15 protein-coding genes are annotated in these 24,607 nt (G+C 51.9%); 5 read left to right on the top strand and 10 right to left on the bottom strand.

Annotation, left to right across the window (positions count from 1 at the left end):
• The first annotated feature begins 169 nt into the window (after window positions 1–169).
• The 3 genes from HF324_RS05575 to HF324_RS05565 all read left to right on the top strand — a co-directional run bounded on the left by HF324_RS05575 (window position 170) and on the right by HF324_RS05565 (window position 3,226).
• Window positions 170–2,059, top strand: coding sequence for a T9SS type B sorting domain-containing protein (locus HF324_RS05575; protein ID WP_168810283.1), 1,890 nt, complete (start codon window positions 170–172; stop codon window positions 2,057–2,059).
• A gap of 97 nt (window positions 2,060–2,156) precedes the next feature.
• A complete protein-coding gene (locus HF324_RS05570; protein WP_168810281.1) occupies window positions 2,157–2,912 on the top strand; it encodes an SDR family NAD(P)-dependent oxidoreductase in 756 nt (251 codons plus the stop codon).
• A 158-nt stretch (window positions 2,913–3,070) separates the two neighbouring features.
• On the top strand, window positions 3,071–3,226 hold the full coding sequence (locus tag HF324_RS05565; RefSeq protein WP_159455984.1) for a hypothetical protein: 156 nt from the start codon (window positions 3,071–3,073) through the stop codon (window positions 3,224–3,226).
• A 76-nt stretch (window positions 3,227–3,302) separates the two neighbouring features.
• Here HF324_RS05565 and HF324_RS05560 read toward each other — a convergent pair whose 3' ends face one another.
• From HF324_RS05560 to ruvA, 5 genes are all read right to left on the bottom strand, one after another.
• A complete protein-coding gene (locus HF324_RS05560) occupies window positions 3,303–4,511 on the bottom strand; it encodes a sialidase family protein (protein WP_168810279.1) in 1,209 nt (402 codons plus the stop codon).
• A gap of 73 nt (window positions 4,512–4,584) precedes the next feature.
• Window positions 4,585–6,870 carry a TonB-dependent receptor gene (locus HF324_RS05555; RefSeq protein WP_168862080.1) on the bottom strand — a complete coding sequence of 762 codons (2,286 nt, stop codon included), beginning with the start codon at window positions 6,868–6,870 and terminating at the stop codon, window positions 4,585–4,587.
• A 221-nt stretch (window positions 6,871–7,091) separates the two neighbouring features.
• Window positions 7,092–7,460, bottom strand: coding sequence for a hypothetical protein (locus HF324_RS05550; RefSeq protein WP_168810274.1), 369 nt, complete (start codon window positions 7,458–7,460; stop codon window positions 7,092–7,094).
• Between the two features lie 174 nt (window positions 7,461–7,634).
• Window positions 7,635–14,819, bottom strand: coding sequence for a T9SS outer membrane translocon Sov/SprA (gene sov / locus HF324_RS05545; protein ID WP_246269426.1), 7,185 nt, complete (start codon window positions 14,817–14,819; stop codon window positions 7,635–7,637).
• A 135-nt stretch (window positions 14,820–14,954) separates the two neighbouring features.
• Window positions 14,955–15,545 (bottom strand): Holliday junction branch migration protein RuvA, encoded by a 591-nt coding sequence (gene ruvA / locus HF324_RS05540; protein WP_168810270.1) that lies wholly within the window; start codon window positions 15,543–15,545, stop codon window positions 14,955–14,957.
• Window positions 15,546–15,737: 192 nt separating this feature from the next.
• On the opposite strand from ruvA, the gene HF324_RS05535 reads away from it, so the two are divergent.
• Window positions 15,738–16,748: a beta-ketoacyl-ACP synthase III gene (locus HF324_RS05535; protein WP_168810268.1), complete on the top strand. Its 1,011-nt coding sequence runs from the start codon at window positions 15,738–15,740 to the stop codon at window positions 16,746–16,748.
• Window positions 16,749–16,752: 4 nt separating this feature from the next.
• On the opposite strand, the gene HF324_RS05530 is transcribed toward HF324_RS05535, so the two are convergent.
• The 5 genes from HF324_RS05530 to HF324_RS05510 all read right to left on the bottom strand — a co-directional run bounded on the left by HF324_RS05530 (window position 16,753) and on the right by HF324_RS05510 (window position 23,824).
• A complete protein-coding gene (locus tag HF324_RS05530; RefSeq protein ID WP_168862079.1) occupies window positions 16,753–18,630 on the bottom strand; it encodes a sensor histidine kinase in 1,878 nt (625 codons plus the stop codon).
• 25 nt (window positions 18,631–18,655) lie between these two features.
• Window positions 18,656–20,560, bottom strand: a complete 1,905-nt coding sequence (locus HF324_RS05525; protein WP_168810264.1) for a sensor histidine kinase — start codon at window positions 20,558–20,560, stop codon at window positions 18,656–18,658.
• Between the two features lie 15 nt (window positions 20,561–20,575).
• The gene (locus tag HF324_RS05520; protein ID WP_168810262.1) at window positions 20,576–22,504 is read right to left on the bottom strand and encodes a sensor histidine kinase; all 1,929 of its coding nucleotides are present in this window, start codon (window positions 22,502–22,504) and stop codon (window positions 20,576–20,578) included.
• A gap of 84 nt (window positions 22,505–22,588) precedes the next feature.
• Window positions 22,589–23,284 carry an NUDIX hydrolase gene (locus HF324_RS05515; protein WP_168810260.1) on the bottom strand — a complete coding sequence of 232 codons (696 nt, stop codon included), beginning with the start codon at window positions 23,282–23,284 and terminating at the stop codon, window positions 22,589–22,591.
• A 48-nt stretch (window positions 23,285–23,332) separates the two neighbouring features.
• The gene (locus HF324_RS05510; protein WP_168862078.1) at window positions 23,333–23,824 is read right to left on the bottom strand and encodes a DinB family protein; all 492 of its coding nucleotides are present in this window, start codon (window positions 23,822–23,824) and stop codon (window positions 23,333–23,335) included.
• Between the two features lie 275 nt (window positions 23,825–24,099).
• On the opposite strand from HF324_RS05510, the gene HF324_RS05505 reads away from it, so the two are divergent.
• The gene (locus HF324_RS05505; protein WP_168810256.1) at window positions 24,100–24,570 is read left to right on the top strand and encodes a GNAT family N-acetyltransferase; all 471 of its coding nucleotides are present in this window, start codon (window positions 24,100–24,102) and stop codon (window positions 24,568–24,570) included.
• Window positions 24,571–24,607 lie beyond the last annotated feature (37 nt).

Genomic DNA, 24,607 nt, shown 5'->3' with positions numbered 1-24,607 from the left:
GGTATTCCGATATTTAATTGCATGTAATCAACTCACCTCAAATCCACTGTAGTAAAGGGAAATAATACTTTGCCGGATTGAACCGGGGCTGCTTTTTTTTTGTTAAATTCAGATAGTAGTACCCCGAAACATGAAGAGCACCTTGTTATTGGTTCTCGGCTGTTGTTTAATGTATCTCCATACAGCTGCTTACCACATCATCGGTGGCGAAATTTATTACAAGACAGTAGGTATAAGTGGTGATAATTCCCGCTACCGTTATCTCATCACCCTTAAACTATACCGCGACGCAGACTTTACCTGCGGCGACCGGCAAGGTTGTATAGACCGGTTTGAAAATCCGGTGGTAGCCAATGTGTACACCGCCAACGGAGAGCGGGTGATGTCTTCCGTGTATCTTTATATCAGTAAGGTAATTCCCCTGACAGACACGCTGAAAAACCCCTGTCTCGCCCCGCAGGCGCAGCACCTGGAAGTAGCGTTTTATACAGCCTCCATAGAACTGGCGCCTATACCGGGCGGTTATTACGTGGCATCACAGCGCTGCTGCCGCGGTGAGAAACTGGCCAACATATATGACTCAGAACATGAAGGCTCTACCTACTATACGGTCATCCCCGGGACGGAATCCAGGCCCAACAACAACAGCGCCTACTTCGATAAAGACTCCGCTATCGTGATCTGCAATAAGCTGCCTTTTAAGATCAACTACGCCGCCTATGACGAAGACGGCGACAGCCTTACTTATCAGCTTTGCAACGCATTGACAGACGGCACTGTTAATAATGAAACCAATTCCACCACGCCGCCCCCTTATAACTCCACCGTACGGTATATTCCGCCCTATTCCGGCGCCAACCCCATGGGCGGCAGTCCGGCTATTTCGATAGACAATCGCGGTATGATCACCTGCACGCCCGACAGGGCCGGCAAGTTCGTCATCACAGTCTGCGTAAACGAATACGACCGGGTAACGAAAAGGTTGCTGGGCACGCACAGTAAGGACATCCTGCTGACCGTGTTTGACTGTACCACCAAAATTGTGGCCGGCTTTCCTGCTGTACTCAGCAACTGCGCAGAATCGCCTGAGCTGCAGGTGGCCTTTCCCAACTACAGCGAAGCCGGTTACACTTCCACGTACCACTGGACTTTCGGGGATGGCACCGATACGGTCACTGACACCAAAACCATCTTTTTTCACCAGTACCCCGATACAGGGGTATACCAGGTAAAACTGGTCGTTAACCCGGCGCTTACCTGCCGCGACAGCACTACCGGTGAAGTCCGCAACTATCCGGGGCTACGTGCCGGCTTCACCACCGCGGGGGTCTGCAAGGAAGATCCTATCAGTTTCAACGACACTTCTTCTTACCGGTACGGTCACATTACCAGCCGCACCTGGGAGTTCGGGATAGCGGACAGCGTGCTGGTGACCGGCGATGAGCGGAGCATACAGCACCGCTTCCATAAAGGGAACGTCTATACGGTTTCCCTGACGCTGCATACGGACAAACAATGCGAAAAAACCGTTACCCAAAACGTACGCATATACGAAGTAATACCTTTTGCCGGCAACGATACCATCCTCGCCAAAGGGCAAACGCTGGTAATGCAGGGCAGCGGCGGCGATATCTATTCCTGGCAGCCTTCCGATGGATTGAGTGATCCCGGCACCGCCCATCCGCTGCTGAACTACAACAAAGACATCACTTATGTGCTGAGGGTGTCCAGCCTGCAGGGCTGCACTGGCTATGACACCATCAGCGTAAAATACTATACCGGGCCGGAGATGTATATCCCCAATGCGTTTACCCCCAACGGCGATGGTATCAACGACCGTTTCCGGTTTATCCCGGTCGGCATCGTTCATTATAAGTTCTTCCGGATATTCAACCGGTGGGGACAGGAAATTTATTCTTCCACTGACTTCAGAAGCGGATGGGATGGTACGTACAAAGGAATGCCGGCATCCGTGGACACCTATCTGTGGATACTACAGGGCACAGATTTCAACGGGCGGGAGATACTCAAAAAAGGAACTGTCACGCTCATCCGATGACCTGCGGAAAAAGTATCGTTTTTAGGCAATATCACGCTAATTTTACAGTATTGTTTCAACAGGCGTCACCACAGGTGACAGCCATTAATCCGATATTATGGGAATCGTTCTTATCACAGGTGCTACCGCTGGTTTTGGCCAGGCATGCGCAGAAACATTTGCCGCAAAAGGTTATGACGTGATCATCACAGGCCGGCGCAAAGAAAGGCTCGACGCTTTACACACACAGCTATCACAGGAATACGGCGCCAATGTGCTGGCGTTGAATTTCGATGTACGGGATGAGAAGGCCGTAGTGGAGACATTAAGCAATATCCCAGAAGAATGGAAAGCCGTGGATATCCTGGTCAACAACGCAGGGCTTGCTGCTGGTCTCAGCACCATCGATGAAGGCGACCCGGACGATTGGAACAATATGATCGACACCAACGTAAAAGGCCTGCTGTACGTGTCCCGGGTAGTAATTCCCTGGATGCGTTCCCGTACCAGCGGCCATATCATCAATATCGGTTCTACCGCCGCTAAACACGTTTATGCCAAAGGCAATGTGTATTGCGCCACCAAAGCTGCCGTAGATGCTATTTCACAAGGCATGCGGATAGACCTGCTGCCTTACCGGATCAAGGTGACCGCTATTCATCCCGGCGCCGCTGAAACGGAGTTCTCGCTCGTGCGCTTTAAAGGCGATGAAGACAAGGCCAAAGAGGTATATAAAGGCTTTATCCCGCTGAGTGCCCAGGATGTGGCCGATGTAGTGTATTACTGCACTTCCCTTCCGCCGCATGTTTGTATCAATGACCTGGTGCTGACGCCGCTCCAGCAGGCAAACGCCTATTATATTGATAAAAATTAACACGTTTATGTGAGTACATGGTTAAGTCTGTTTTTCTATATTTGAAATCATTTATATATTTTTTACATTACCTATGTGTAAAGGATTTATATACCAATGCCATCAGACTAAATCCAAGACGAGATAAGACTATCCTTTAATGTGAAAACCATATCCCTATGCTTACGTTCTTAACTATGTACGTATTGCGCCTGTATTATCCGAGATGGAAAGAACAGTGGCGCCTTTATTTCGGCAAAACCCGCCGGGGCACATATGGCCGGTGGGCGTCCCGCAAAGACTGGAGTGAGGGTTATAGCTGGAGCTATAGCTGAGTAAGAAATTATCGAATGAACAGGGCCGGACAAATGTCCGGCCCTGTTTTGTTTTTAAGCATTGGGGTCTTCAAAATCAGATGGAAACCCGTTCATAAACAATTTCGCCCTTACGGGTATAAGCCACCAGCACGGTTTTGTCGTCCAGCGCACCAGCTACCGGATAAGCAGCGTACACACTGTCGGCCGTTAATGTCCTGCTGGAAATGGTTTGCCCTTCGGGCGATTTTACCGCTATCCCTACCCTGCTCCGGAAATCTCCCTGCCATTTCACCGGCTCGTCCCACACAATCACCACCCGGTCGTCCGGGATGGTCACTATCTGCGGGTGCTTGGCCATTGGCGCTTTGCTCAGTGATTCCTTCTGCGTATAGGTTTTACCGTTATCTGCCGATCCGGCGTAAAAAACACCCTGGCCGCCGCCCATGGTAAACCAGGCGAAATGCAGCCCGTGCTTATTGGCTGTCAGCGCCGGCCCGGTATGCGGACAGCCGTTCACCACCCAGTTATCAGCGCTGATACGTACCGGCTCACTAAAAGACCGGCCACCATCCACCGACACCTGGTGCACCATGTCCCGGATAGAATCGTTGATAATATCCCGATAGGCCACATGCACATCCCCGTTACCCGCTACATACAAACGGGTACGGCAGCACTGGCAGACCGTTTGCGCAATGGGCTTTGCCGCCTGGAATCCCTTACCGCCGGCAGTCACCGCCCAGTACAACGCAGAGCCTTCTGCTTTGGTGTCCTTACGATTGTCCAGCCAGATAGCCGCCGCCTCGCCATCGGGCAACAAAGCCATATCAAAATAACGCTGATCATAACCGGCGGTATCCGTTACCAGTGGCCGGGGCGCGCCCCAGGTACGGCCGGTGTCGGCCGACACTGCATACATCACCTTGCCGGCATACTTGTTACGCGGATCATGCTGCTCTACGCCAAACAAGGCAATAACGCCGCCATCCGGCCGGAACAACAGCTTGGGCAGGTTTTCCGCATGCGGGTACACGCCGGCAGTCGCCTCAATTTTCACCGGAGCAGAAAACGTATAACCATTATCGTTAGATATTGCATAACACATCATGCCGGTGTCTGCAGTACTGTCTTTTTCCACCCAGCTGATCACGGTGCGTCCTTTCGCGTCTTTGGTAATATACGGGCACGAGGCATCCTTCCCTGCATGCGACAGTACCACCGGCCCCGCAGGTGCCCTCTCTTTCAAGCTGCAGGCGGCAAAACCCATCCACAGCAAAACAAACAACCATATATTTCTTTTCATCCTTATCTATTTAAAAAAACGCCTTTAAATCTTTTGTACTTTACTCCTTTGCTCCCTCTGCTTCTTTGCGAGCTCACTTCTTCCCGACAAACGTATAGGCCACGCCAAAATTGAACGTCTGCCTCGGCCCGATACGATAGCTCTTGCCATAAGCTGATTTTTCCGCTGTAGTGGCATACAACTGGTCACCCACGTTCATACAGTTCAGCCAACACTCAAACCCTTTCCACTGATACCCGGTACGGATGTTGAACAAATCATACCCCTTGTACCACGCTGTGTTGGCAGCATCCATATAATAACCGCTGATGTGCTGCCATTCACCGCCAATACGAAATCCCTTCAGAAACGCCGGCTTCCAGGTGATCTCCGTATTGGTGATCCATTTCGGTGCGCCATTCATCTCGTTATTATTATAGGTTTTTCCGTTCTCCGTATAGGCGTCGAAAATATGACGCGCATAAGTGCCGCTGGTCCGTAAAAACAAAGCGTTCAGCGGCGTGTAACGCACATTCCATTCTACTCCGCGGTGAGTGGTAGCACCGGCGTTCTGATTGGTATAAGAACCGTCGGCGTCCCGTACGCTGATAATTTCGTTGGTGCCTTTCATCTGGTATACGCTCACATCCACATAACCTTTTTGCCGGGCAAAAGCAAACCAGCCGCCTGCTTCATAGTTATCGTAAGTCGCGGATTTCAGCACCGGCACTTTCACGCCCCTGTACAGCTCTGAAATATTAGGCGGTGCAAAACCCCTGCTGTAATTGGCGTACAGGCCGCGGTTGCGTTGCAGATTATACGTCAGGCCCAGCTTGGGCGTCAGCGCATTAAAATTATTTCTTTCGCTGGGAGCACCGGTAAATGCAGATGGCGGCAGGTGATTATTAAAATCATAATCCATACGGTCATACCGCAAGGCTGCGACTACCCGCATATTTTCCACCGGCGCAAAAGCAAACTGGGTGTATACGGCAGTATTCAGCAAGCCAACGCGGTAGCTGGTCAGCACGGAGTCGGTCGCTTTATAACCGGCGTAATAACCGGCGGCATCTTTGGTAATATCGATATAATTGGCGTGATAGGTAGCCGGGCTGTAGTCTGCGCTGACACCGGCTATCAGCGACGCCTGTTTCCAGTTGAAATCTTTTTTATGCTGGGCAATCACCCCATAGCTGTAAAAAGCGTCGCTGTTGATTTCTCCTCTTGCCTTGAGGGTATTGCGGATATCCCTGATGGCATAAAAAGGATTTTGCCCAATGGTGCTGTGCCGGAAGAAAGCGGTAACACTGGTATGATTGCTGCTATTCCAGGCATGGTCCAGGGTGCTGCGGATACGCAATGCCTTTACTTCGCGGTAACTGAATGTCTGGAAATTGCGGTAGTCTTTGGCAAAGAAATGGGCGCTGTCGAGGCCGCCGGTCTGATCTGTCTTATAGTTGATCAGCGAGGCGGTGGTGGTCCATTTATTACGTTCATTCAGTTGCACATCGGTACGGGCGGTCACCGCCAGCTTATGGAAATCGCTGTGGTCCATATAACCGTTCCGTTGGTCGGCATAATAACCACCGACAAAGAAACCTGCTTTTCTTTTGGTATCAGATACGCTGAAATCTGTTCGTTTATATCCCCAGTTGCTGGCTTCCAGCTGCACTTTAGCGGTGGGCACCAGTGTAGGCGCTGCCGTGATAAAATTCACCGCGCCGCCAACGGCTTCGCTGCCATACAGGGAAGAGGCGGGGCCCCGGATCACTTCGATGTTACGCAGGGCCGCCATATTGACTTCTATCAGCGCATTGTGATTAAAATCGCCTACTGTGCGAATGGGAATGCCGTCTTCGAGATACAGGAAAAGGCTTTTATAACCGATAGGCTGCCGGATGGCCATGGTATGCTGTTCATTGCCCAGGTCCACCATATACACGCCGCTCACTTTGTTGAGGACTTTATCCAGCGTGGTGGCCTTGGTTTCCTGCAGCGCCTGCGGGGAAATGGTGCTGATAGCTACGGGCGCTTCCGTGCGCCGCTGCTTTTCCCGGGAGGAGGATACAATTACTTCGTTCAGGTTGGTGGAACTGGCTTCCAGGTAGATCACCGGCATTTCCGCCACTGCTGATGCGGGTATTTTCCGGGTGATATAACCCACATAAGATATCTTCAGGGTGTCAGGGCCTGCCGCCACCGGCAGCTGGTATTGTCCCTGAGCATTACTCATGCAGCCTTTTCCGGCTGCAACAAGGTTTACGCTTACACCCGGCAGGGCTTCCCGTGTCCTTGCATCTGCCACGCGCCCGGCCAGTTCCTGGGCATGGCTCATCCGCATCGCCAAACAGGCAATGAGCAGTAAATAAATTGGTTTCATCAGGTCGTCAGTTGGATGCATGTCTTTACAGACATACATCATGGTTTGTCAGGAAATACATTTACGCATAAAGGCAGAGCGCCGGCTGGCGCTTTACCGGTACCGTAACCCGGAACTTTAACTCCCGGGAAGGATGGAACATGCCTGCAGACGGCCCCTACGGGCATCCGATCGTCAGGTTGTCTAACTACATCTAACTAAAAAGGCATTCCGGAAAATGGTCAAACCAGGGATTGCGGCGGGTGGAAAATAGTGTGGACCGGGGTTTCAAGGAAGGGTTCCGCGTAAAATACAATGTGTACCACAGGCGCTGCAGACGGCGCTGTGAGCCGTTCCGGCAGGGCATTCACAAACATTACTTCATAACGCTCTTTGTTACTGCTGTTGTTTTTGTCCTGACTGGCATCGCGGTCCAGCTCCTTTTTCAGATAACATTTACCGTTACAATGCATTTCGGGCTTATTACGGTTTTCGCAAAGCACCTGTGCAATATAGGACTGTTGCGTCCTGAACTGCAGCACTATAAGGCTTTTGCTGAAAGTCTGCAGCAAGAGGCCCAACGAAATGCATATGATGAGGAAATATTTCACGACACAAACTTATAAAAGAAATGTTAAAGAGATCATGATTTTTATCAGCGTGTTTGTTAAGCGTTATCATCCTTTTGGTTAAACATCGCCCGAAGGGCAAAAAAAATCCCCGGGTGAAAGCCCCGGGGATAAAAGGTTAGGCTGACTTACGGTTAGCCTTATCTGTAAGTTTAACTATTGCGACAATACGAACCGGAAGGTGATGCCACCCCTGGTATTGGTAATCGGATATGCGGTGGAAATAACAGGGATGGTTTGCCTGCGGTCATAGAAGAAACGCAGGTTCAACCGGTTATTCACGACGTAATCGATGGACGGTGCAATACCCACTACCTTCTGGCCGCTGGTTGGAATTACCAGGTCGGCGTCCAGACGGTTATTGGCGGTCTTATCATCCCGGAAGCTCAGGTCCAGTCGGAAGTTAAGATCGTTCTGGAGGCGTTTGCCGCCATTTTTACCCACGGCAAAAGGCAGTTGCAACCCTCTCACCCGGTAGCCGGCGCCAACCACAATTTCGCTGGAGCGCAGCTCGGTCAACTGGTAATCGATCAAACTGAGGCTGAGAGAACGGCTCTTCCGGTATTCCAGCCGCGCATTGAGACTGTTGGTAAAGGTAAGGTCCACACCCAGCAACGGCGAAAACTGCTCTGTCAGCGTCAGGTTAGGCACCAGGAAATACGGGTAGTAGTTACCGGATACCGTATCCCTGAACGCCGGGTAACCCGCCAGCCTGGGATCTTCGTAATACATGGAGGTATTGTAGGAGTTCATGGACAAGGTGCCGATATAACCATGCGTCAGCGTAAAATTGGTCAGGAAACTGCGGAAAGGCTCCAGTTTGGTCAGCCCGTTATAGGTGATACGCCAGTTCGGTTTCGGCATATAATTCTTAAACGGATTGCTTTTTACGGAATTACCCGGTCCGTTCAACAAACCTATGTTCTCGGGCGATTTGCCGGTGTACGCTGCCAGGAAGGCAGGGATCAGTACGTCCTGGGCATACCGCGTATAGCCGTAAGCGTAAGTAGGGTCTTTAGGATCGCCTGACGGGACACCCGGGTCTTTGTTGTACGGGTTGGCCGCGCCCAGTCGCTGGGAAATGATATTCCGGTAAGCTTCAAAATTGCGGAACGTTTCCGACACGCCGTTGGCCGTATTGATCCTGCCAAACATCGTTTTAATGGCGATGTAGGAGATTTCGAAACCACCGGCGTCGTAGGGGCTCAGGTGCTGGAAGCCCAGGTCAGCGCCGGTAGAATCCTGCATGCTCTTGAACAGTTCCGTATGGGTTTTGGTAAACGACTTGGTCATGCTCAGATCGATGCGCAGATCGTTGAACGGTTCCAGTTGTGCCTGCAAATCCCAACGTTGGGTGTACTGCTGCTGGAATTGTATGTTCAGCGACGGGTCTTTCGTGATCAGTCCGCGATTCGCAAAATCATCCAGCCATTTTTTATCGGGTTGTTTGCCCAGCACGAAACCGAGGCCCGGCGCCATCGACTGCCAGTTCATCCCCACCAGCTTGGCGCTGTCCAGGTAACCAGGCAAACGGGTACCGGCATTTTCATTATAGTTGAAGCCTACCCGCTTCAGGGCCATCAGCGGTTTCAACACCGCTTTTATCCATGGTGAAATTTCTTCGCCGGACGACTGGTTATTGTTCTGCTGATTATTCTGCTGGTTGTTGTTATTGTTATTGTTTTTGTTCTGGTTGTTGTTATTGGACACCGGTTTGCGGGCATTTACCTGGCGGAGGAATTTGGACTTGTTATACAACTCCACAAACTTAAACTCTGCCGTCAGTGTTTTCTGCATACTGTTTTCGATGGCGTTACCCAGGTAGAGCGCCAGCCTGGAAGCGCCGGTCCAGCGATATTCCGTGCTGTAGCCGAAAGCCACGTTGGTCCAGCTCAGGGCCGGGAACTTGGCGGTAGGCAGCGTATAGGTAAAGTTGGCGTTATGCATGTAGTTCACCGAACGGCCGCCTTTGAAGAAGTTGCGCCAGATGGTGTCTTTCTTCGCGCCGGTGTTGATTCTTCCCGCAGGCTCGTCTACGCGGGAGTTGTTCACCGCATTGAATTCTATATTGATGCTGCGGGTGATGTCCCACTTCAGGGTATAATACCGGTCGAACGTGAAGTACTTGTCATATGTTTCGGGCAACTGGTATTTCACATCACCGCCTACGTTACGGATACGCGATGCCCCGAACTGCCGGATAATGTCTGCCCGGAAGCTGATGATAGACGGCACATAATTGACGTTGAAATCCCGTATGAGGTCCAGCCAGTGTGTTTTGGTTTTGATTAGTTTTTTGAACGGCTCCAGGTATTTCGGCTGACCGGAATAGTTATAACCGATACCGCCGCGATGCTTCGTCAGCAGGTCGCTCTGGATAAGCGGGTTATGCCGGTTGATCTGTGAAAAAGAGTAGCTGATATCGAAGTTCTCGATATCCCACAGGTGCCGTTTACCCTGCCGTGTATTGAGTTTCCGGACGTTGGTAAAGTTGAGGCTGGTGATAGAGGTAAAGTCCTGCGCATTCTTACGCATGGAATCCCTTTCCCACCGGGACCTTGCCAGCGCCAGTTTGTCCTTCAGTTTGATATCAAGATCGTAAGGATCATATTCCGGGTTGCTGACAGCCTGTGAATAGCCGGCGTATACCGGGATAGACATGCCTGCGCTCTTCGGCAGCAGTTTACCCAGGTCCAGGTTGGCGGCGGCATCGTATTGCAGGAAGTTATCGCGGAAGCGTTCATTTACGCGCTGGTCGATGTTACCGAAGCCGGCGGTGTGCATGTTTCCGGACACGGAGATGGTACCCAGGTCAGCCAGCTGCACGTCTACCCTTGCCAGTGCTGCGTAGCCGCCTTTTTCGTCGAAGTCTGACAGCCGCAGTTCGTCGAACCATACCTCGGCGCAGCGCGGCAGGCCGTCGTCTTTCGGGTTCAGGACACCGATCATCATGGTGCGGGCGTCGCCCAGGCTGGGGTTACCTACTACCGACATGAAGTTGCCGAATTCGTCGGCCACCGGTGTCATGGGATATGCCTGCAGCGGAGAGCAGGAATCGCACATGTTACGTTTTTGTTTCAGCTGGCTCAGGCGCTCCATGATGAGTTGCATGTTGTTGCCGTCGGGCCAGATCTCAATCGGCGCTTTTGAGTTCCATGCTGTTACTTTCAGCGGGATGCGGTATTCGTAGTAGTTGCTCACGAAGTCGCTACCGATGCGGATCACGGCTTGTACCTGGCCGTCTTTCAGCGCGGTGGCGGAGCCCACGGCTTCTGCGTGCATGTACATTTCCATTTTCTTGTACTGGCGCAGGTCCATGTTGAGTGTTTTATACAGGGCACGTACTTCGCCGTCCTGCAGGTTACATACCTGAACGGACAGGGACTGTTCATTCAGCTGCAGGGTGGTGTTGTTGGTGCTGATGGTATTCTGTCTTACCACTCCCGGCGGCAGCACATAAGGAATGGGGCTGCGGGAGGAGTTCTCTTCAATATTTACAGCAGAGGAGTTAAAAGTAGTGGTCTGGTCCAGGGGCACAGGGTCGCCTGGTCTCAGTTCATACATATAACGGCGCCATTGGCTGCGCACCAGTTCCAGTTTGGCGAAACGTACCACTACCGGATCGGCGAAGTCGGTGAGGAACATACGCATGAAGCGGATGGACTTGAAGTCGGGGATGTTGCCCACTTTCGCATTGAACTGGTTCAGCGGAATTTTGAACTGGTACCATGTTTCGTTCGTTTTCTGGCCGTTGGGCAGGTCTACCGGCGCTTCTATCTTATCCACGATAAAGTTGGAACCCACTGCCATGCCCGGCTTGAGGTCTACCCGGTACTGGAAGTATTCTTCCGTTTCGTTCATGGTATTATCCCTGTTCAGATCTTCCGATTCGGGGATGTTGGTGGCCGCAGTAGAGAAGGTGGATTTCGGATCGGACACCGGGGAGTTGCCTTCCGGGTTGCTGTAGTTTTTATAACGTTCCAGGATACCGGCGCGGGCAGCGTCGTAATCGGAGTTGCGATAGTGTTTGTAGTCGTCGTTGGACGGGTCTCTCTGCGCCTGCTGGAATACCGGTGAGCCCCCAAAGTTTTGGGCCAGCGTGTCCATATAACTTCTGTAGAATGCCGCTTCGTCCGTAGATTTCAGACCGTCATATCCCACGTCCTGGTAGGCCCGGATGTTGGGGTCGTTGTCGAAGGCCTGGGTAATCTGCTGCTGGAACTTAGGCTGGCGTCCCCACTTGGAGGAATCGATTTTATTCGGCTCCTGCCGCGGGTCGGGCATACCGTTTTCGAAGAATTTCTTTGAGTCTTTGAGGATGTCTTCAGAAACGTTACCCAGGTTGAAGTAAAGGGAACCGCCATTGCTGCCGGGCGTTTTGATGAAGGGGTCCTGTATCCAGAACTCGATATATTCGATATTGGCTGTTTCGAAGTCGCTGTTGTCGATGGCGCGCATGATACCACCCCATCTTGTTCTGGGGCGGGCCAGTTTACCGTTACGGTCCATGGCCAGCGGGTTGTTGGTGAAGTTATACGGGCCTCTTTCGGTAGGATAATAGGCAAGGTCGAGGGTACTGAGCTGGCTTTGGCCGAAGTCGGTGGACCTGTTACGGAACACTTCTTTCTGGTATACAAGCCTTACACGGGGATCAGACTGGTCATCCAGGGAGATGCCTGCCGGCAGGTTGGGCGATTTGGGCAGCTGGAGCGTAGGCTCCAGGATATACCAGGCCAGTTTAGCCCTGTTCTTACCATATTCAAAGACGTTGCTTTCTTCCGCTTCCGGGAAGAGCACCGTACCGGACGAGTTAGTGGCTCCTTTCGGCGTGGAAGCCAGCGCCCAGCTGGTAGCCGGAAATTTGAGGTCATAACCGCTTTTCACCCCTTCGAAGTCATCGATAAAAGCAGTACCCTGTTTGCTGCCGGCCTGGTTGATCAGTTTACTGTGGCCGGGGAACAGGCGGGCCACCTCACCGGTGAACAGGATGCTGGAAGGTGCGGTGGTGCTGTAGTTGGGCAGTTTATCGAGGAAGCGCGTGAGGCCTTTCCATTCAGAAGCGTAGTTCACGTCGAGGCCTACCATGGTGTTCTTGATAGGGTCTTCGCCGTAGTTCACTTTCTGGTAGTAGGGCCGTTCGCTCATGCGGACGATGGTACCGCCGATGCTGAGTTTATCATTTACCAGGTAATCGAGGCGGGTACCGAAGTAGTTACGGACCTGCTGCCCGAACAAGGCGTTATTTTCAAACTGTACGTTGATCGGCACGCCGGAGTTGAGTACCCCGCCGTTGATAATTTTAAGCCTGCCGAGGTTATAGTCGATGATGTAGTCCACGTTTTCGCGCAGCAACTGGCCGCCGGCGGTAACGGTCACGGAACCGGGCGGGATAGTGATCCCCCCGCCAAGGTTAATTTCCGACGAGTTGGCCGACTTATAGGAACCGCGGATCACATAGCGGTTCAGCTGTGGGAACTGCTGCGCCACCACTTTGATGGAGTCGTAGAGCACCCGGTACAGGTATTGTTTTTCGAGGGCAGCGTCTCCGCCGAATGCTTTTTTCAGACCGTCGGCAAACGGTTCCAGCATGGGGAACATGATTTTGCCGGTCAGGGAATTGATCGTGTAACCTTCCACGTAGTCAAACACGCCGTCGGGCTGGGGATCCAGCTGGTTGTTGAGACGGTCCAGGTTTAACACGGTAATGATCGGGGCGCCGGCATATTCATTTTTGCCGTCCGGCAGGTAACGTTTATCGCTGGGAGGCCTGTTTTCCGCACCGGGGTCTTTATAGAACACGTCCATTTTAAAGTCTTCCTTGTTCACCTGGAAGGCGCCGGTGGCGTAGATGTTTTTCATCATCAGCTGCCAGATAGGCAATACCGGACGGGCGGACGTGGCTTTGAGCAATTTCAGGAACAGCACCGGGGAGTTGGCGCTGTTGTTCTGGTCCGGCGGTACATCCTGTGAGAATTCACCCACCTGGTAGGTACGGCCGTTATAGGTATACTGGTAAGCCACCGCCAGTACTTCGTCCGGCTGCAGCTGTTGGTTAAGGGAGATGAAGCCCAGTTGTTTGTTGATGGTATACTCGGTGGAGTCCAGTTTACGGGCGAATGTCTTTTCAAATTCCGAAACGGGTTTAAGGCCCAAAGCCAGCAACCGGCTTACGACGATGCTGGTGTTACGGCTGGCCGCATCGCGGATCAGGTTCTGATACAGGTCGTTCGTAGCCCTGTCCGGCAGATGGGAGGTAGTGTTTACCCTGATATTAGGGTTATACGGTTTGTATTCCCCGAGGTCCATCAGGCCTACGATGTCGCGGGTTTGGGTGGTAGCCCCGGTTTTATTCGTCACCCATACCTCGATCCGCGTGATGTTGGACAGGGAGCGGATGATGGGGAGGTTGGACATGGCGTAGTTGAAGGTATCGCGGAAGAACTGCGCCAGCAGGAAGTGGCGGTTGTCTTCATACTCGTCGGCCCGGATGTTATAGTCCTGCACCATGGTGCCGCCTTTGAGCATGAGGTTTTGTTTCTGCGACTTCTGGTTAGACAGCACGCTGGTAACGGTGAGTCGGCCGAACTGCAGTTGTGTTTTCACCCCGAAGAGGGACTGGATACCCGATATCAGGGAGCTGCGGAGCGGAAAGCTGACGTTACCGGCTTCTATCTTCTTGATAATCTCGTCGTTATAACCGGTGTATTCCAGTTTCACCTGGTTTTCGAAATCGAAGGTGGACTGGGTGTTATAGTTGGTGATGAGTTTCAGTTTATCCCCTATCCTGCCGGTGACGTTCATGTTGATGCCCATGTCGAAGTTGAACCCGCCGTTTTTACGGGCTTGTTCCACCAGTACGGGGTTTTTGATATTCTGGCCCTGGTAGCCAAAGGTAAGGTCCAGGCTACCCTGGGGGCGGATATCTACTTTACTGCCGCCGAAGATGCGGTCAAACAGGTTGTTACCGTTATACAGCAGCGGCCCGTTGCCCCGTTGGTTGAGGTTACCCAGGGCGCTGGCCCTTTTCTGCCAGTAGTTTTTTTCGCTTTGTGCCGACTGGAGCTTATAGAACTCGTCGAAGTTCATATAAGTAGGGTTACGGTAATTCTGGTTGCCGATTTTTTCGGTAACAGTGTATTGTTTGGTAACGGGATCGTATTCTACTGTTTTGTTGATATTGGCCGGGTCGTTCAGGTCGATAGCGTTCCTGGACGCCGGATCAGATATACTGGGGCCGCGCCTGTCCTTTAGGGGATATTTCAAGGTATCTTTCCTTCCGGTAGTATCGATTTTGGTATTACCAGTAATTGTGGTGTCCGACTTCCAGCTCGTTCTGCTCAAAAAATGAAAATTCCCGGATCGATCCCTTGCGGCGGTGTCAACAATGATAAAAGATACAATTCCTATTACTGCAAAAGCGCCATAATAAGTCCTTCTTGCCAAGAAAAATAGGTTTTTATAGAGGTCTTGATATAATTATAAACTCTTCAGGGCCTTTTTGATCAGCTCTTCCAAGTTTTGCAATAGTGGTTCGTTCTTCATAACTCTCTGGATAGCCGCATCCGCCATATTTCGGGCTATGCCAAGGGTTACCAGAGCATTTAACGCATCTTCATGAATTGTATTGTTTACAGAGGCAGATAATTGTATTCCGACTGTATCCTTTTGTTTCTTAACCTTATCTTTTAGCTCCAGAATAATTCTTTTGGCTGTTTTGGCCCCTATGCCTTTTACACTCTCCAGCATTTTCTCGTTTTCCATCATGATGGCCCGCTGGACGTCTTCCGGTTGAAGAGAAGACAACATCATTCTCGCCGTACTGGCGCCTACTCCCGATACGCTGATCAGCAATAAAAAGAGGTTTTTTTCTGCTTCCTCGAAAAAACCATACAGCGTATGTGCATCCTCTTTGATCTGCAGGAAGGTTAACAATTTGCAGCTGTCCAGGCCCTGTATCCTCGAATAGGTGTTCAGACTGATCTGAACTTCATACCCTACTCCGTGCACATCCATATGAACCAAAGCCGGTGACTTATAAGCCAATTTTCCATCCAAATAAGCGATCATAGAAGGTAAAGGTTCGATAATTTACTTAAACTTACGAAAAAAGAGGAATAATTTATCCCTGTGATAATAACGGCAAAGATGCTAACTTTTAACGGATTGACAAGCCTTTAACGGGTTCATATGGGACTTTTTTAGGAAATATTCGTTTATATCGTATTTTTACGCCTCGATTTAAACACATATTTAGTTTATATGAATAAAATTACGGCCGCTATTACAGCGGTGGGTGGATATGTTCCTGACTACGTGCTGACCAATCAGGAACTGGAAAAACTGGTAGACACAACAGACGAGTGGATTTTAACCAGAACAGGCATCTCAGAAAGAAGAATTCTCAAAGGAGAAGGAAAAGGTACCTCCGACTTATGTGTGCCCATCGCCCTTGAAATCTGCCGAAAGAGAGGCATCACCCCAGAAGACATCGACCTGCTGATCGTTGCCACCGTAACCCCCGACATGACCTTCCCCGCCACAGCCAATGTTGTAACAGATAAAATCGGTGCAAAAAATGCATTTGGTTTCGACATCAGCGCTGCCTGCTCCGGCTTCCTGTACGCACTGGACACCGGCGCCCGGTTCATTGAAAGTGGCCGCTATCAGAAAGTAATGGTGATTGGCGCCGACAAAATGAGCGCTATCATGGACTATACAGACAGAACTACCTGCATCATCTTCGGCGACGGCGGCGGCGGCGTACTGCTGGAGCCCAACCACGAAGGATACGGTGTACTGGACAGCATCCTGAAAAGCGATGGCCACGGCCGCGAATACCTGCACATGAAAGCCGGCGGCTCTGTAAAACCTGCCACCATCGAGACAGTGCAGAACCGTGAACACTTCGTGTACCAGGAAGGCAAAATGGTATTCAAATACGCTGTTTCCAATATGTCCGAAGCGGCCAACGGCATCCTCGAGCGCAATAACCTCACTGCGGAAAACATCGCCTGGCTCGTTCCGCACCAGGCCAACAAACGTATCATCGCAGCCACTGCGCAATACATCAACCTGCCGGAAGAAAAGGTAATGATGAACATCCACCGCTATGGCAACACCACCGCGGGCACCATTCCTTTATGCCTGTGGGACTACGAAAAACAACTGAAAAAAGGCGATAACCTTATCATGGCCGCATTTGGCGGGGGCTTCACCTGGGGCGCCAGCTATATCAAGTGGGCTTACGACGGCGAGAAATACGGTAAGTAATTTTTCACGGTAAAATATACCCGAAGGCCAGGTACGAATGTTCCTGGCCTTCTGCTATAATATAGCCCTTCATCATCTTCATCAGGTCCCGGCTGATCACCAACCCCAACGCCCACCCATTGTCCTGCCAGTTTTCCAGTCCGGCCAGCACAAAACGGACATCTTCCCCTGTCTTTGCTTTTATATGCACTTCCGTTTGCCCCATCGTCTGGTCAACGGTTATTTCCAGCATACTGCCTGTCACGGCTACGGCCACCGCTATTTGCAACAGCTGTATGTTCACCAGTTTCAGCATCTCCTCGTCTGCCAGCGCTGATACGTTGTCCGGAATATAGTTCTTTACCACCAGCCGCTTCTTCTCCAGCTCGGCTTCCAGCGGTCCCAGGGCGCTCTGCATCAGCGGCAGCAGCCGGCAGCGCACCGGCTCATAACGATAACCGGACAGCTGCAGCCGCAGCCATTTGAGAATATTGTCAAAAACTTCCAGTACCTGTCCGGAAGTGGCGCTGATGTGCCTGAGCCAGCTGGCCATTTCCGCTTTTGACAGTTTACCCGACCTGAACCGTGCCGCTACCTCGGTCAGATGTACCAATGGTCCCCGGAAGTCCCGCGCCAGTATACTTATCAGCTTATTTTTAAAAGCGTCCGTTTCCGTCAGCGCCGCGTTGACTGCCGCCATATCCCGGTAGCTCCGCAGCAGCGCTTCATCCTGTTGTTTTAGCCGCTGGTAATGCCAATACCGCTCAAAGGCCACTACCAGGAATAACACCAGCACGATCAGCACGCCCACTGCCAGCAACCGGTTGTTGTCCGATGCCGCCAGTTCAGCAGCCAGCACCTGCTGCTGATGCCTGTTCTTCTGCGCCAGGTCGGATACGGCTTTCTCCTTCAGGAAAATTCCGATGTAATCAAAGGAATGTGCGTTAGGCTGGTAACGCTTCTCTGCCGCCAGTTGCATAATCTCCCGGCCATACTGCACCATGCGGGCGTTATCCTGCTTCTGCTGGTAATAGTCGTATAGTCGCGCCAGCCAGTAGAGATTCAACCCGATACTACCGGTTTGCACTCCTAACCGATATGCTTTTTCCTGGTACCTGACGGTATCGGGATGGTAACCCATACGGGGAAAATCGTCCAGCCGTCCATACATGTCCATAGCCACATAAGGCATCCCGGCACGCAATGCGTTATCTGCCAGCCGGTAGATGGCTTCTTCCGCCTGCCTTCCCTGTCCCCGTTGTACCAGGTCGTTCAGCGAATAGGCATCTATATAAAAACCGATTTTTGAGCGCGGGTATTTATCCACTACCTGCCGCGCCCGTTTTAATGCCCAGTGTACCGAATCTGCATGGGTGCTGTCTTTATAAAAACGCATGACGTAATTAATCAACAGGATCCCATACACGGAATCATTGTCCGGAGGCAGCCGGCTGGCCATCTTAAATGCCCGGTAGAAATAGTTGTTGGCGTCTTCCTTCCGGCCGGTATTTCGATAGTACAGGTAAATATTGCTGAGCGTTTTGGCTACCCGGGCGGAATCTCCCAGTTGTTCATGTATTTTGAGGGCCCTGTAGGCATAGATGCCCGCCACGCCGAAATCTGTTTTCAGGGCGTAATACCAGCTCATCAGGTCGTTCGCGTCGGCCTGCCCCCTGGCGTCGTGCAGCCGTGCGGCCATGTCGCGCACTTTTAGGGCGTACTGAAAGCTGCTGTCCACGTTGATTACGGCGTATAACGCACTTATCCGGCCCAGGACCGCAAGGTAGCCCGCGCTGTCACGCTGGCGCGACAGCTCCTGCCGCAGTTCCGGCAGCTGTGGTGTCTGCGGCATCACGCGCCAGCCCAACAGGGACAGTAAAGCAGTGAAATAACACTTACGCATATACGTTGAATGGAACACTGTGGTCTTAAATCGTGTACTCCATCATGAGAAACCCTTCCGCTTCTTCTTCCACGACGAGGCCTCCTTTCATCTTTTGCATAAAGTCCCGGCTGATAATAATCCCTAACGCGAAAATATTGTGTTCTTTGTCTTTCAGTTCTTCGAGCAACTTACGGGTGGAGGCGCCACCATCGGCCATGAACCGTACGGTTACTTTTCCCTTTTCCCCGTAAGAGGAGATGAGGAGCAGGGTGCCGGGCCGGGCGGTGGTGACTGCCACCTGCAACAACTGCACATTCACCAGCTGCAGTATCTCCCTGTCTGCAATCACCGTGAGCCGTGGTCCTACCCTGTTCACAATGGTCAGCTGCTTATCCCTGATTTCCGTCTGCAGCGGCTCCAGCGCTTCCGCGATCACCGGCAGTAACTCCGTGGTGGCCGGCTTGTAAACGAAGCCTGACAACTGTAGCTTCAGCCATTTCAGGATGTTGTTAAAGGCGTCCAGCGTTTTCCGGGATGCATTACCGATCTGTTTTAACAGGCTTACCACCTCCGGTTGCGTGAGCGTACCGGTCTTCAGCTGGTCGGCCACCGCAATGATATGGTGCAGCGGCGTTCTGAAGTCGGTAGCCAGCATACTGATCAGCCTGGTCTTAAAGAGATCGTTCTCCGTCAGGGCAGTATTGTTTTTAGCCAGCTGCACATAACTGAAGGCCAGCGCGTTTTCCTGTTGTTTCCAGCGGCGGTAATGCAGATACCTGCTGGTCAGCAGTGCCAGCAACAGGAATATGATGATCAGCAGCCCCGCCACAATGAGGGAGCGGTTCTTTTTCTCCGCCAGTTCTTTTTCCAGCTCCTGCTGTTGCATCCGGGTGGAGAGGGACAGCGCCTCCAGTTTTTTTTCCTTCAGGAAAAAATCGATGTAGGCCGCCTGAGGCTGATTGTTGTGATAGCGGTCTTTTGCCGCCAGCCGCATAATTTCATTACCATAATACACTACCCGTTCCGGCTGCCGATGATGGCGGTAATAATCGTACAACCGTCCCAGCCAGTAGAGGTTCAGTTCCATGCTGGCGGATTGCCGCGCCACTTCGTACGCCTGCTCCTGGTAACGGGTGGAATCGGCAAAGTAACCCAGGCGCTGAAAGTCGTACAGCCGGCCATACATGTCCATGGCTACGTAAGGCATTCCTTTTTTCCGGGCCAGGTCAGCAAGGGCGTAGATGCGCTCTTCTGCCGCTTTCCCTTTACCCGCCTGCACCATGAGGTCGGCCTCAAATGCGGCGACATAAAAAGCAGCCCTGCTGTCGGGATATTTCTTCAGGATGGCGCCGGCCCTGCGCAACACCAGGCGGACAGAGTCTGTTTTAGTGCTGTCGCCGAAAAAACGCCATGCGTAGTTGACCAGCATGGTGGCTGCCATAGAGTCTTTATCCGGCGGGAGGCGGTTGGCCATATGAAAAGCACGGTAGAAATAATTATTGGCTTCCTCAGGGTGGCCCGAGTTTTTGTAACAGCCGTAAATAATGTTCAGCGAACGGACCATCTGCGCGGAATCCCCCAGCTGCGCATTGAGCAGCAGCGCCTTATACGCATACTGGATACCTACGTTATAGTCTGTTTTAGCGGTATAATACCATCCCAGCATATTATTGGCGTCTGCCATGCCTTTAAGGTCCCGGCGGCGGCTGGCGATTTCCAGCACCTGGCGGGCATAGTAGAAGGAGCTGTCGAGGTGGACGCTGGCATACAACGCGCCGATCTTGCCTAATACCGATACATAACCGGCGCTGTCATGCTGTTGCGCCAGGTCACGCTGCAAACGGGGCAATATAGCTGCCTGACCGCTGCTTTCCGGCAGCGGCAACAATAAACAGCATAATATCACGCCTGCTGCTATATAACCTTTACGCATCAACGTTTTTATCATCCTGACGGTATCTTTTTAAACGTCTATTTCCGGCACCCGGTAAAAGAAGGTGCTTCCGCCTTCTTCATTATTCTGTGCGCCCGCATTTCCATTCATTTTATCTATGAAGTCACGACAGATGATCAATGCCAGGCCTGCTCCCTTGCCGGCCCCCTTCCGCGCATAGCTTTCACTGTTGTAGGTAAACAATCCCGGCAGTACCTCCGGGTCAATGCCCGGCCCCTGGTCCCGGAAAAAAACTTCAACATAACCATCTTTACGTATAGCCGTTATCGTTATAACTCCATTCTCCGGGGAAAACTTGATAGCGTTATGCAGGAAATTACGGTGGATAAACTGCAGCATCTCAAAGTCGCCCTGCACCGTCAACCCTTCGGGCACCTGTTGCTCCAGCCGGATATTTTTTTCGCGCATCAGATGCTGCACATTGCGGGCGGACATCTCCAGCATATCGGCCAGCACAAAGGAATGCGGCCGGTATACAAATCCCGACAGCTGCGTCCGCATCCAGCTGAGTATTTCTTCAAAAACAGACAGGGTGGCGGTGGCGGTTTGCTCCACTTCCATCACCATGCCGGTAGCATCTTCAGGGGTGAGGATATCTTCATTGACAAATCCGGTAATATCGATAATGTTATACAGCGGCGTCCTGAAGTCATGTGCAATCAACGAGATCAGTTTATTTTTGAAGTCATCGTTTTTTTTCAGCACTTCATTGGCCGCGGCTATCTCTGTTTTCACGCGGGCAAGGCGCTGGGAGCGGAGGCGGGAAGAGCGGTAGGAGCGCACCAGGAACCATGTGAGCACGATCAGCAGCAGGATAATGGCCACCACGAAAATAAACAGGTATTGCGAGTAGCGCTGCGCCAGCCTCGTCTTTTGCAGCGCTGCCTGCTGCAGGTCCGACTGCATTTTCAGGGAATCCAGTGTCTGGTCCTGCAGCGAGTAGGCGATATAATCCATTTCTCCCTGTTGCATATCGTCCTGTTGCTGTTGCATGATATTCAGTGCAATGCGGCTGTAGCGGGCGGCCTGCAGCGTGTCTTTCTGTTGCTGGAAATAATGGTACAGTTGTGTTACCTGCGGCAGCAGCAGCCCGATATATCCGCCCGCGACGGCATGTGATACAGCATCCTGAAGATGTGCCAGCGAGTCCGGCTCCCCGAGCCGGCTTTTGTACTCCGACAGTTCCATCGAGGCGCGCATGGCATAATACGCAAACCCTTCCCTGATGGCCGTGTCCAGCACCTGCCGCACTCTTTTCTTTGCAGCTTCAAAACGTTCGGCCACGTAGTCTTCATTGGCCAGCAGCAACCGGATATAGAGCAGTTCACGGGTATCGTGGTAACGTTCTGCCAGCGTGGTGGCTTCGGACAATGCGGTAGCGGCTGCAGCCCGGGTACTGCTGTCGGTATAGTTGATGGCGTAATAGTTGCCCAGCCCGAGGGCGTGCAGCGAGTCTTCCTTCAGGTGCCGTGTCAGCTTCAGCGATTGTGCCACGTAATCGTTGGCCGAAGCCAGTTTACCTGTAAAATAGTGATAGATGCCAATGTTCATCATCACCTGTGATACATTGACCGAATCGCCGGCTTTACGGCTTTCTTCCAGGGCGTCGTTATAAAAGAGATAAGAGAGGTAACGATGAGGACGGAGGGCATAGTAGTTTCCCAGGTTGCGCAGTGCCCGGGCCTTGCCGGAGGGGTAACCGATACGGACGGCCATATCCCTCGCCATGGACGCATAACGACCGCAGCTGTCCAGCTGGCAGGCCTGATATACCGCCGCCAGTCTGTTAAGGGCGTCTACATAAGTCACGCTGTCGCCAATGTGCGGCAGTTGTGATTTAATCCTGCCGATCTCTTTATGCTGCCCATGCAGCAATGTCGGGAAAACAAACAACAACCAGCACATATGCAACAGCATATATCGTCTGAGGATCATCATAATTCAACCGGAAAAGTAAAAATAATACAGCGAACCCTTCACCGCCGGCGGTCGTTCATTTTGTTCATTTTCACCCGGCGCCGGCTATATCTCGAACACCAGTCCCTTCCGCATCAGTACCTCATACCGTGCGGGATCAAAACGATACAGGTGTGCGCCTTTTTTGGAGGAGGTCTTGTCCTTTTCCTCCAGCTTCTCCATCACGTCCAGTGACAGTATTTTCTTTCTAAAGTTACGCTTATCAAGTGTCTTTTGGTATATTTCCTCGTAGAGGCTTCTGAGTTGCGACAGCGTAAATTTCTCCGGCAGCAGTTCAAACCCGATAGGATGGAAATGCGCGTTATTACGCAGTTGCACCAGCGCGTCGTTGATCATTCTGTTGTGGTCGAATATGAGCGTGGGGATTTCATGCAGCTCCAGCCAGTGAGCGCCATGTTCCTGGGCCAGCGGGCGGTCATGGTCTTTGATGCGGATCAGTGCATAGTAGGCCACGGATATTACGCGTGCGCCCGTATCACGGTTTACCTCTCCGTAACAATGCAGCTGGTCCATATAAATGTCTTCCAGGCCGGTGGTCAGTTTGAGGACCCTCGCCGCAGCATCGTCAGTACTCTCCTCCGCCTGCACAAAGCCGCCTACCAGCGACCATTCGCCGGCCATGGGAGCCAGCTTCCGCTTCATCACCAACAACTTCAGCTTGCCTTCATCGAAACCAAAGATGATACAATCTACCGCTACCAGGTGTTTCGGGGCCTGCCCATAAAAAGAAGCTGCATTCATAAAAGGGAGTTTTTCCTGCGTATATGAGGTAAAAATAATATAAATCGCCTACTTTTTAGGCTTAAAACGGTGGTAGTCGGTAGCAGGTACCCGTTTCACCCCCAGCTGTTGCAACATACGCACCAGTTGCCCGCGATAAAAGGTACTGTGGTTGCAGGAATCCATGACAGCATCCCGTACCGGCAGCTTCACCTGTTCTCCTTTGCGGGGCGCAAAGGCGATGGTGTGGTTCAACCTCGCTTCGGTAGCCTGCTTCACCCACTCCTGCAGCCGGAGCGACTGCCGCAGCCATGCCTCGCAGGCTTCTGTAAAGCTTCCGCTAAACGATGCTGTGGGGTCTACCGGCTGTTCCGTCAGCTGCAACCGCTGATACCAGATACTCTCTCCCTGCCATAGATGACATACCGTTTTAAACAGGGAAGGGAAAGTGTCTCCAGGGTCCTGCATGACCTGCTCCGCATTCAGCTTCAACATGACCGCCACCAGCTGTTGGTTAGCCCAGTGGTTATAAGATGCGAACCGCACCAGGATTTCTTTCATGGACAAAAGGTTAATTAATCAAATCCTAATGATTCTCCAACAAATTACAATATTGTTTGTCAATTTGCCTGCGGCGCCGGAAAAAATGATGTCCGCAGCTTTCCGGAAGGCAGCGGCCTGGTATGGCCAGCCACCTTCCCGGCAATCATCAACCCGTTGCTGCTCCTTTGGTGCGGACACCAAACAGATCCCCGTAATTTTGATTATTTTGCAACAGGTGAAACTGCGGCGGTTCAGAAACAAGCAGCCGGTCCACCTGCATAAACAAACACAACATGGCAGATATAACGTTAAGGATTGCACGAAAAGAAGATTGCCCCCGGCTGATGGAACTGATCCGGGAGCTGGCCGAATATGAAAACGCGCCGCAGGAAGTAACCGTAAGCCTTGCCCACTTTGAAGATGCCGGCTTCGGCGTAAGCCCGGTATGGAAAGCTTTTGTGGCCACCACTTCCGGCGCGGACGGCCAGGAGCTGATAGTGGGTTTTGCCCTGTTTTATGTCCGCTACTCTACCTGGAAAGGTTGCCGTTTGTACCTGGAAGACCTCATCGTGACAGAACAATGGCGCGGTAAAGGCATTGGCAAACTGCTGCTGGACCGCATCATTGAAGAAGCGAAGGAAAGGCAGTACAGCGGCGTTCTCTGGCAGGTGCTCGAGTGGAACGAACCAGCCATCAATTTCTACAAAAAGTACGCAGCGAAGTTTGACGCAGAATGGGTAAATGTCAGCGTAGAGTTATCCTAAACTTCCCGCTTATAATATTCTCATCCGGTATGTCATC

It is taken from the genome of Chitinophaga oryzae (assembly GCF_012516375.2).
GTDB lineage: Bacteria > Bacteroidota > Bacteroidia > Chitinophagales > Chitinophagaceae > Chitinophaga > Chitinophaga oryzae.
Note: the sequence above shows the minus strand (reverse complement) of the source record. Positions and strands in the feature narration are given on the sequence as shown.

Bases quoted from the DNA above. Each gene is read 5' to 3' on its own strand.
- HF324_RS05575 (WP_168810283.1), top strand. From the start codon at position 170: ATGTATCTCCATACAGCTGCTTACCACATCATCGGTGGCGAAATTTAT.
- HF324_RS05570 (WP_168810281.1), top strand. From the start codon at position 2,157: ATGGGAATCGTTCTTATCACAGGTGCTACCGCTGGTTTTGGCCAGGCA.
- HF324_RS05565 (WP_159455984.1), top strand. From the start codon at position 3,071: ATGCTTACGTTCTTAACTATGTACGTATTGCGCCTGTATTATCCGAGA.
- HF324_RS05560 (WP_168810279.1), bottom strand. From the start codon at position 4,511: ATGAAAAGAAATATATGGTTGTTTGTTTTGCTGTGGATGGGTTTTGCC.
- HF324_RS05555 (WP_168862080.1), bottom strand. From the start codon at position 6,870: ATGAAACCAATTTATTTACTGCTCATTGCCTGTTTGGCGATGCGGATG.
- ruvA (WP_168810270.1), bottom strand. From the start codon at position 15,545: ATGATCGCTTATTTGGATGGAAAATTGGCTTATAAGTCACCGGCTTTG.
- HF324_RS05535 (WP_168810268.1), top strand. From the start codon at position 15,738: ATGAATAAAATTACGGCCGCTATTACAGCGGTGGGTGGATATGTTCCT.
- HF324_RS05530 (WP_168862079.1), bottom strand. From the start codon at position 18,630: ATGCGTAAGTGTTATTTCACTGCTTTACTGTCCCTGTTGGGCTGGCGC.
- HF324_RS05525 (WP_168810264.1), bottom strand. From the start codon at position 20,560: ATGATAAAAACGTTGATGCGTAAAGGTTATATAGCAGCAGGCGTGATA.
- HF324_RS05520 (WP_168810262.1), bottom strand. From the start codon at position 22,504: ATGATGATCCTCAGACGATATATGCTGTTGCATATGTGCTGGTTGTTG.
- HF324_RS05515 (WP_168810260.1), bottom strand. From the start codon at position 23,284: ATGAATGCAGCTTCTTTTTATGGGCAGGCCCCGAAACACCTGGTAGCG.
- HF324_RS05510 (WP_168862078.1), bottom strand. From the start codon at position 23,824: ATGAAAGAAATCCTGGTGCGGTTCGCATCTTATAACCACTGGGCTAAC.
- HF324_RS05505 (WP_168810256.1), top strand. From the start codon at position 24,100: ATGGCAGATATAACGTTAAGGATTGCACGAAAAGAAGATTGCCCCCGG.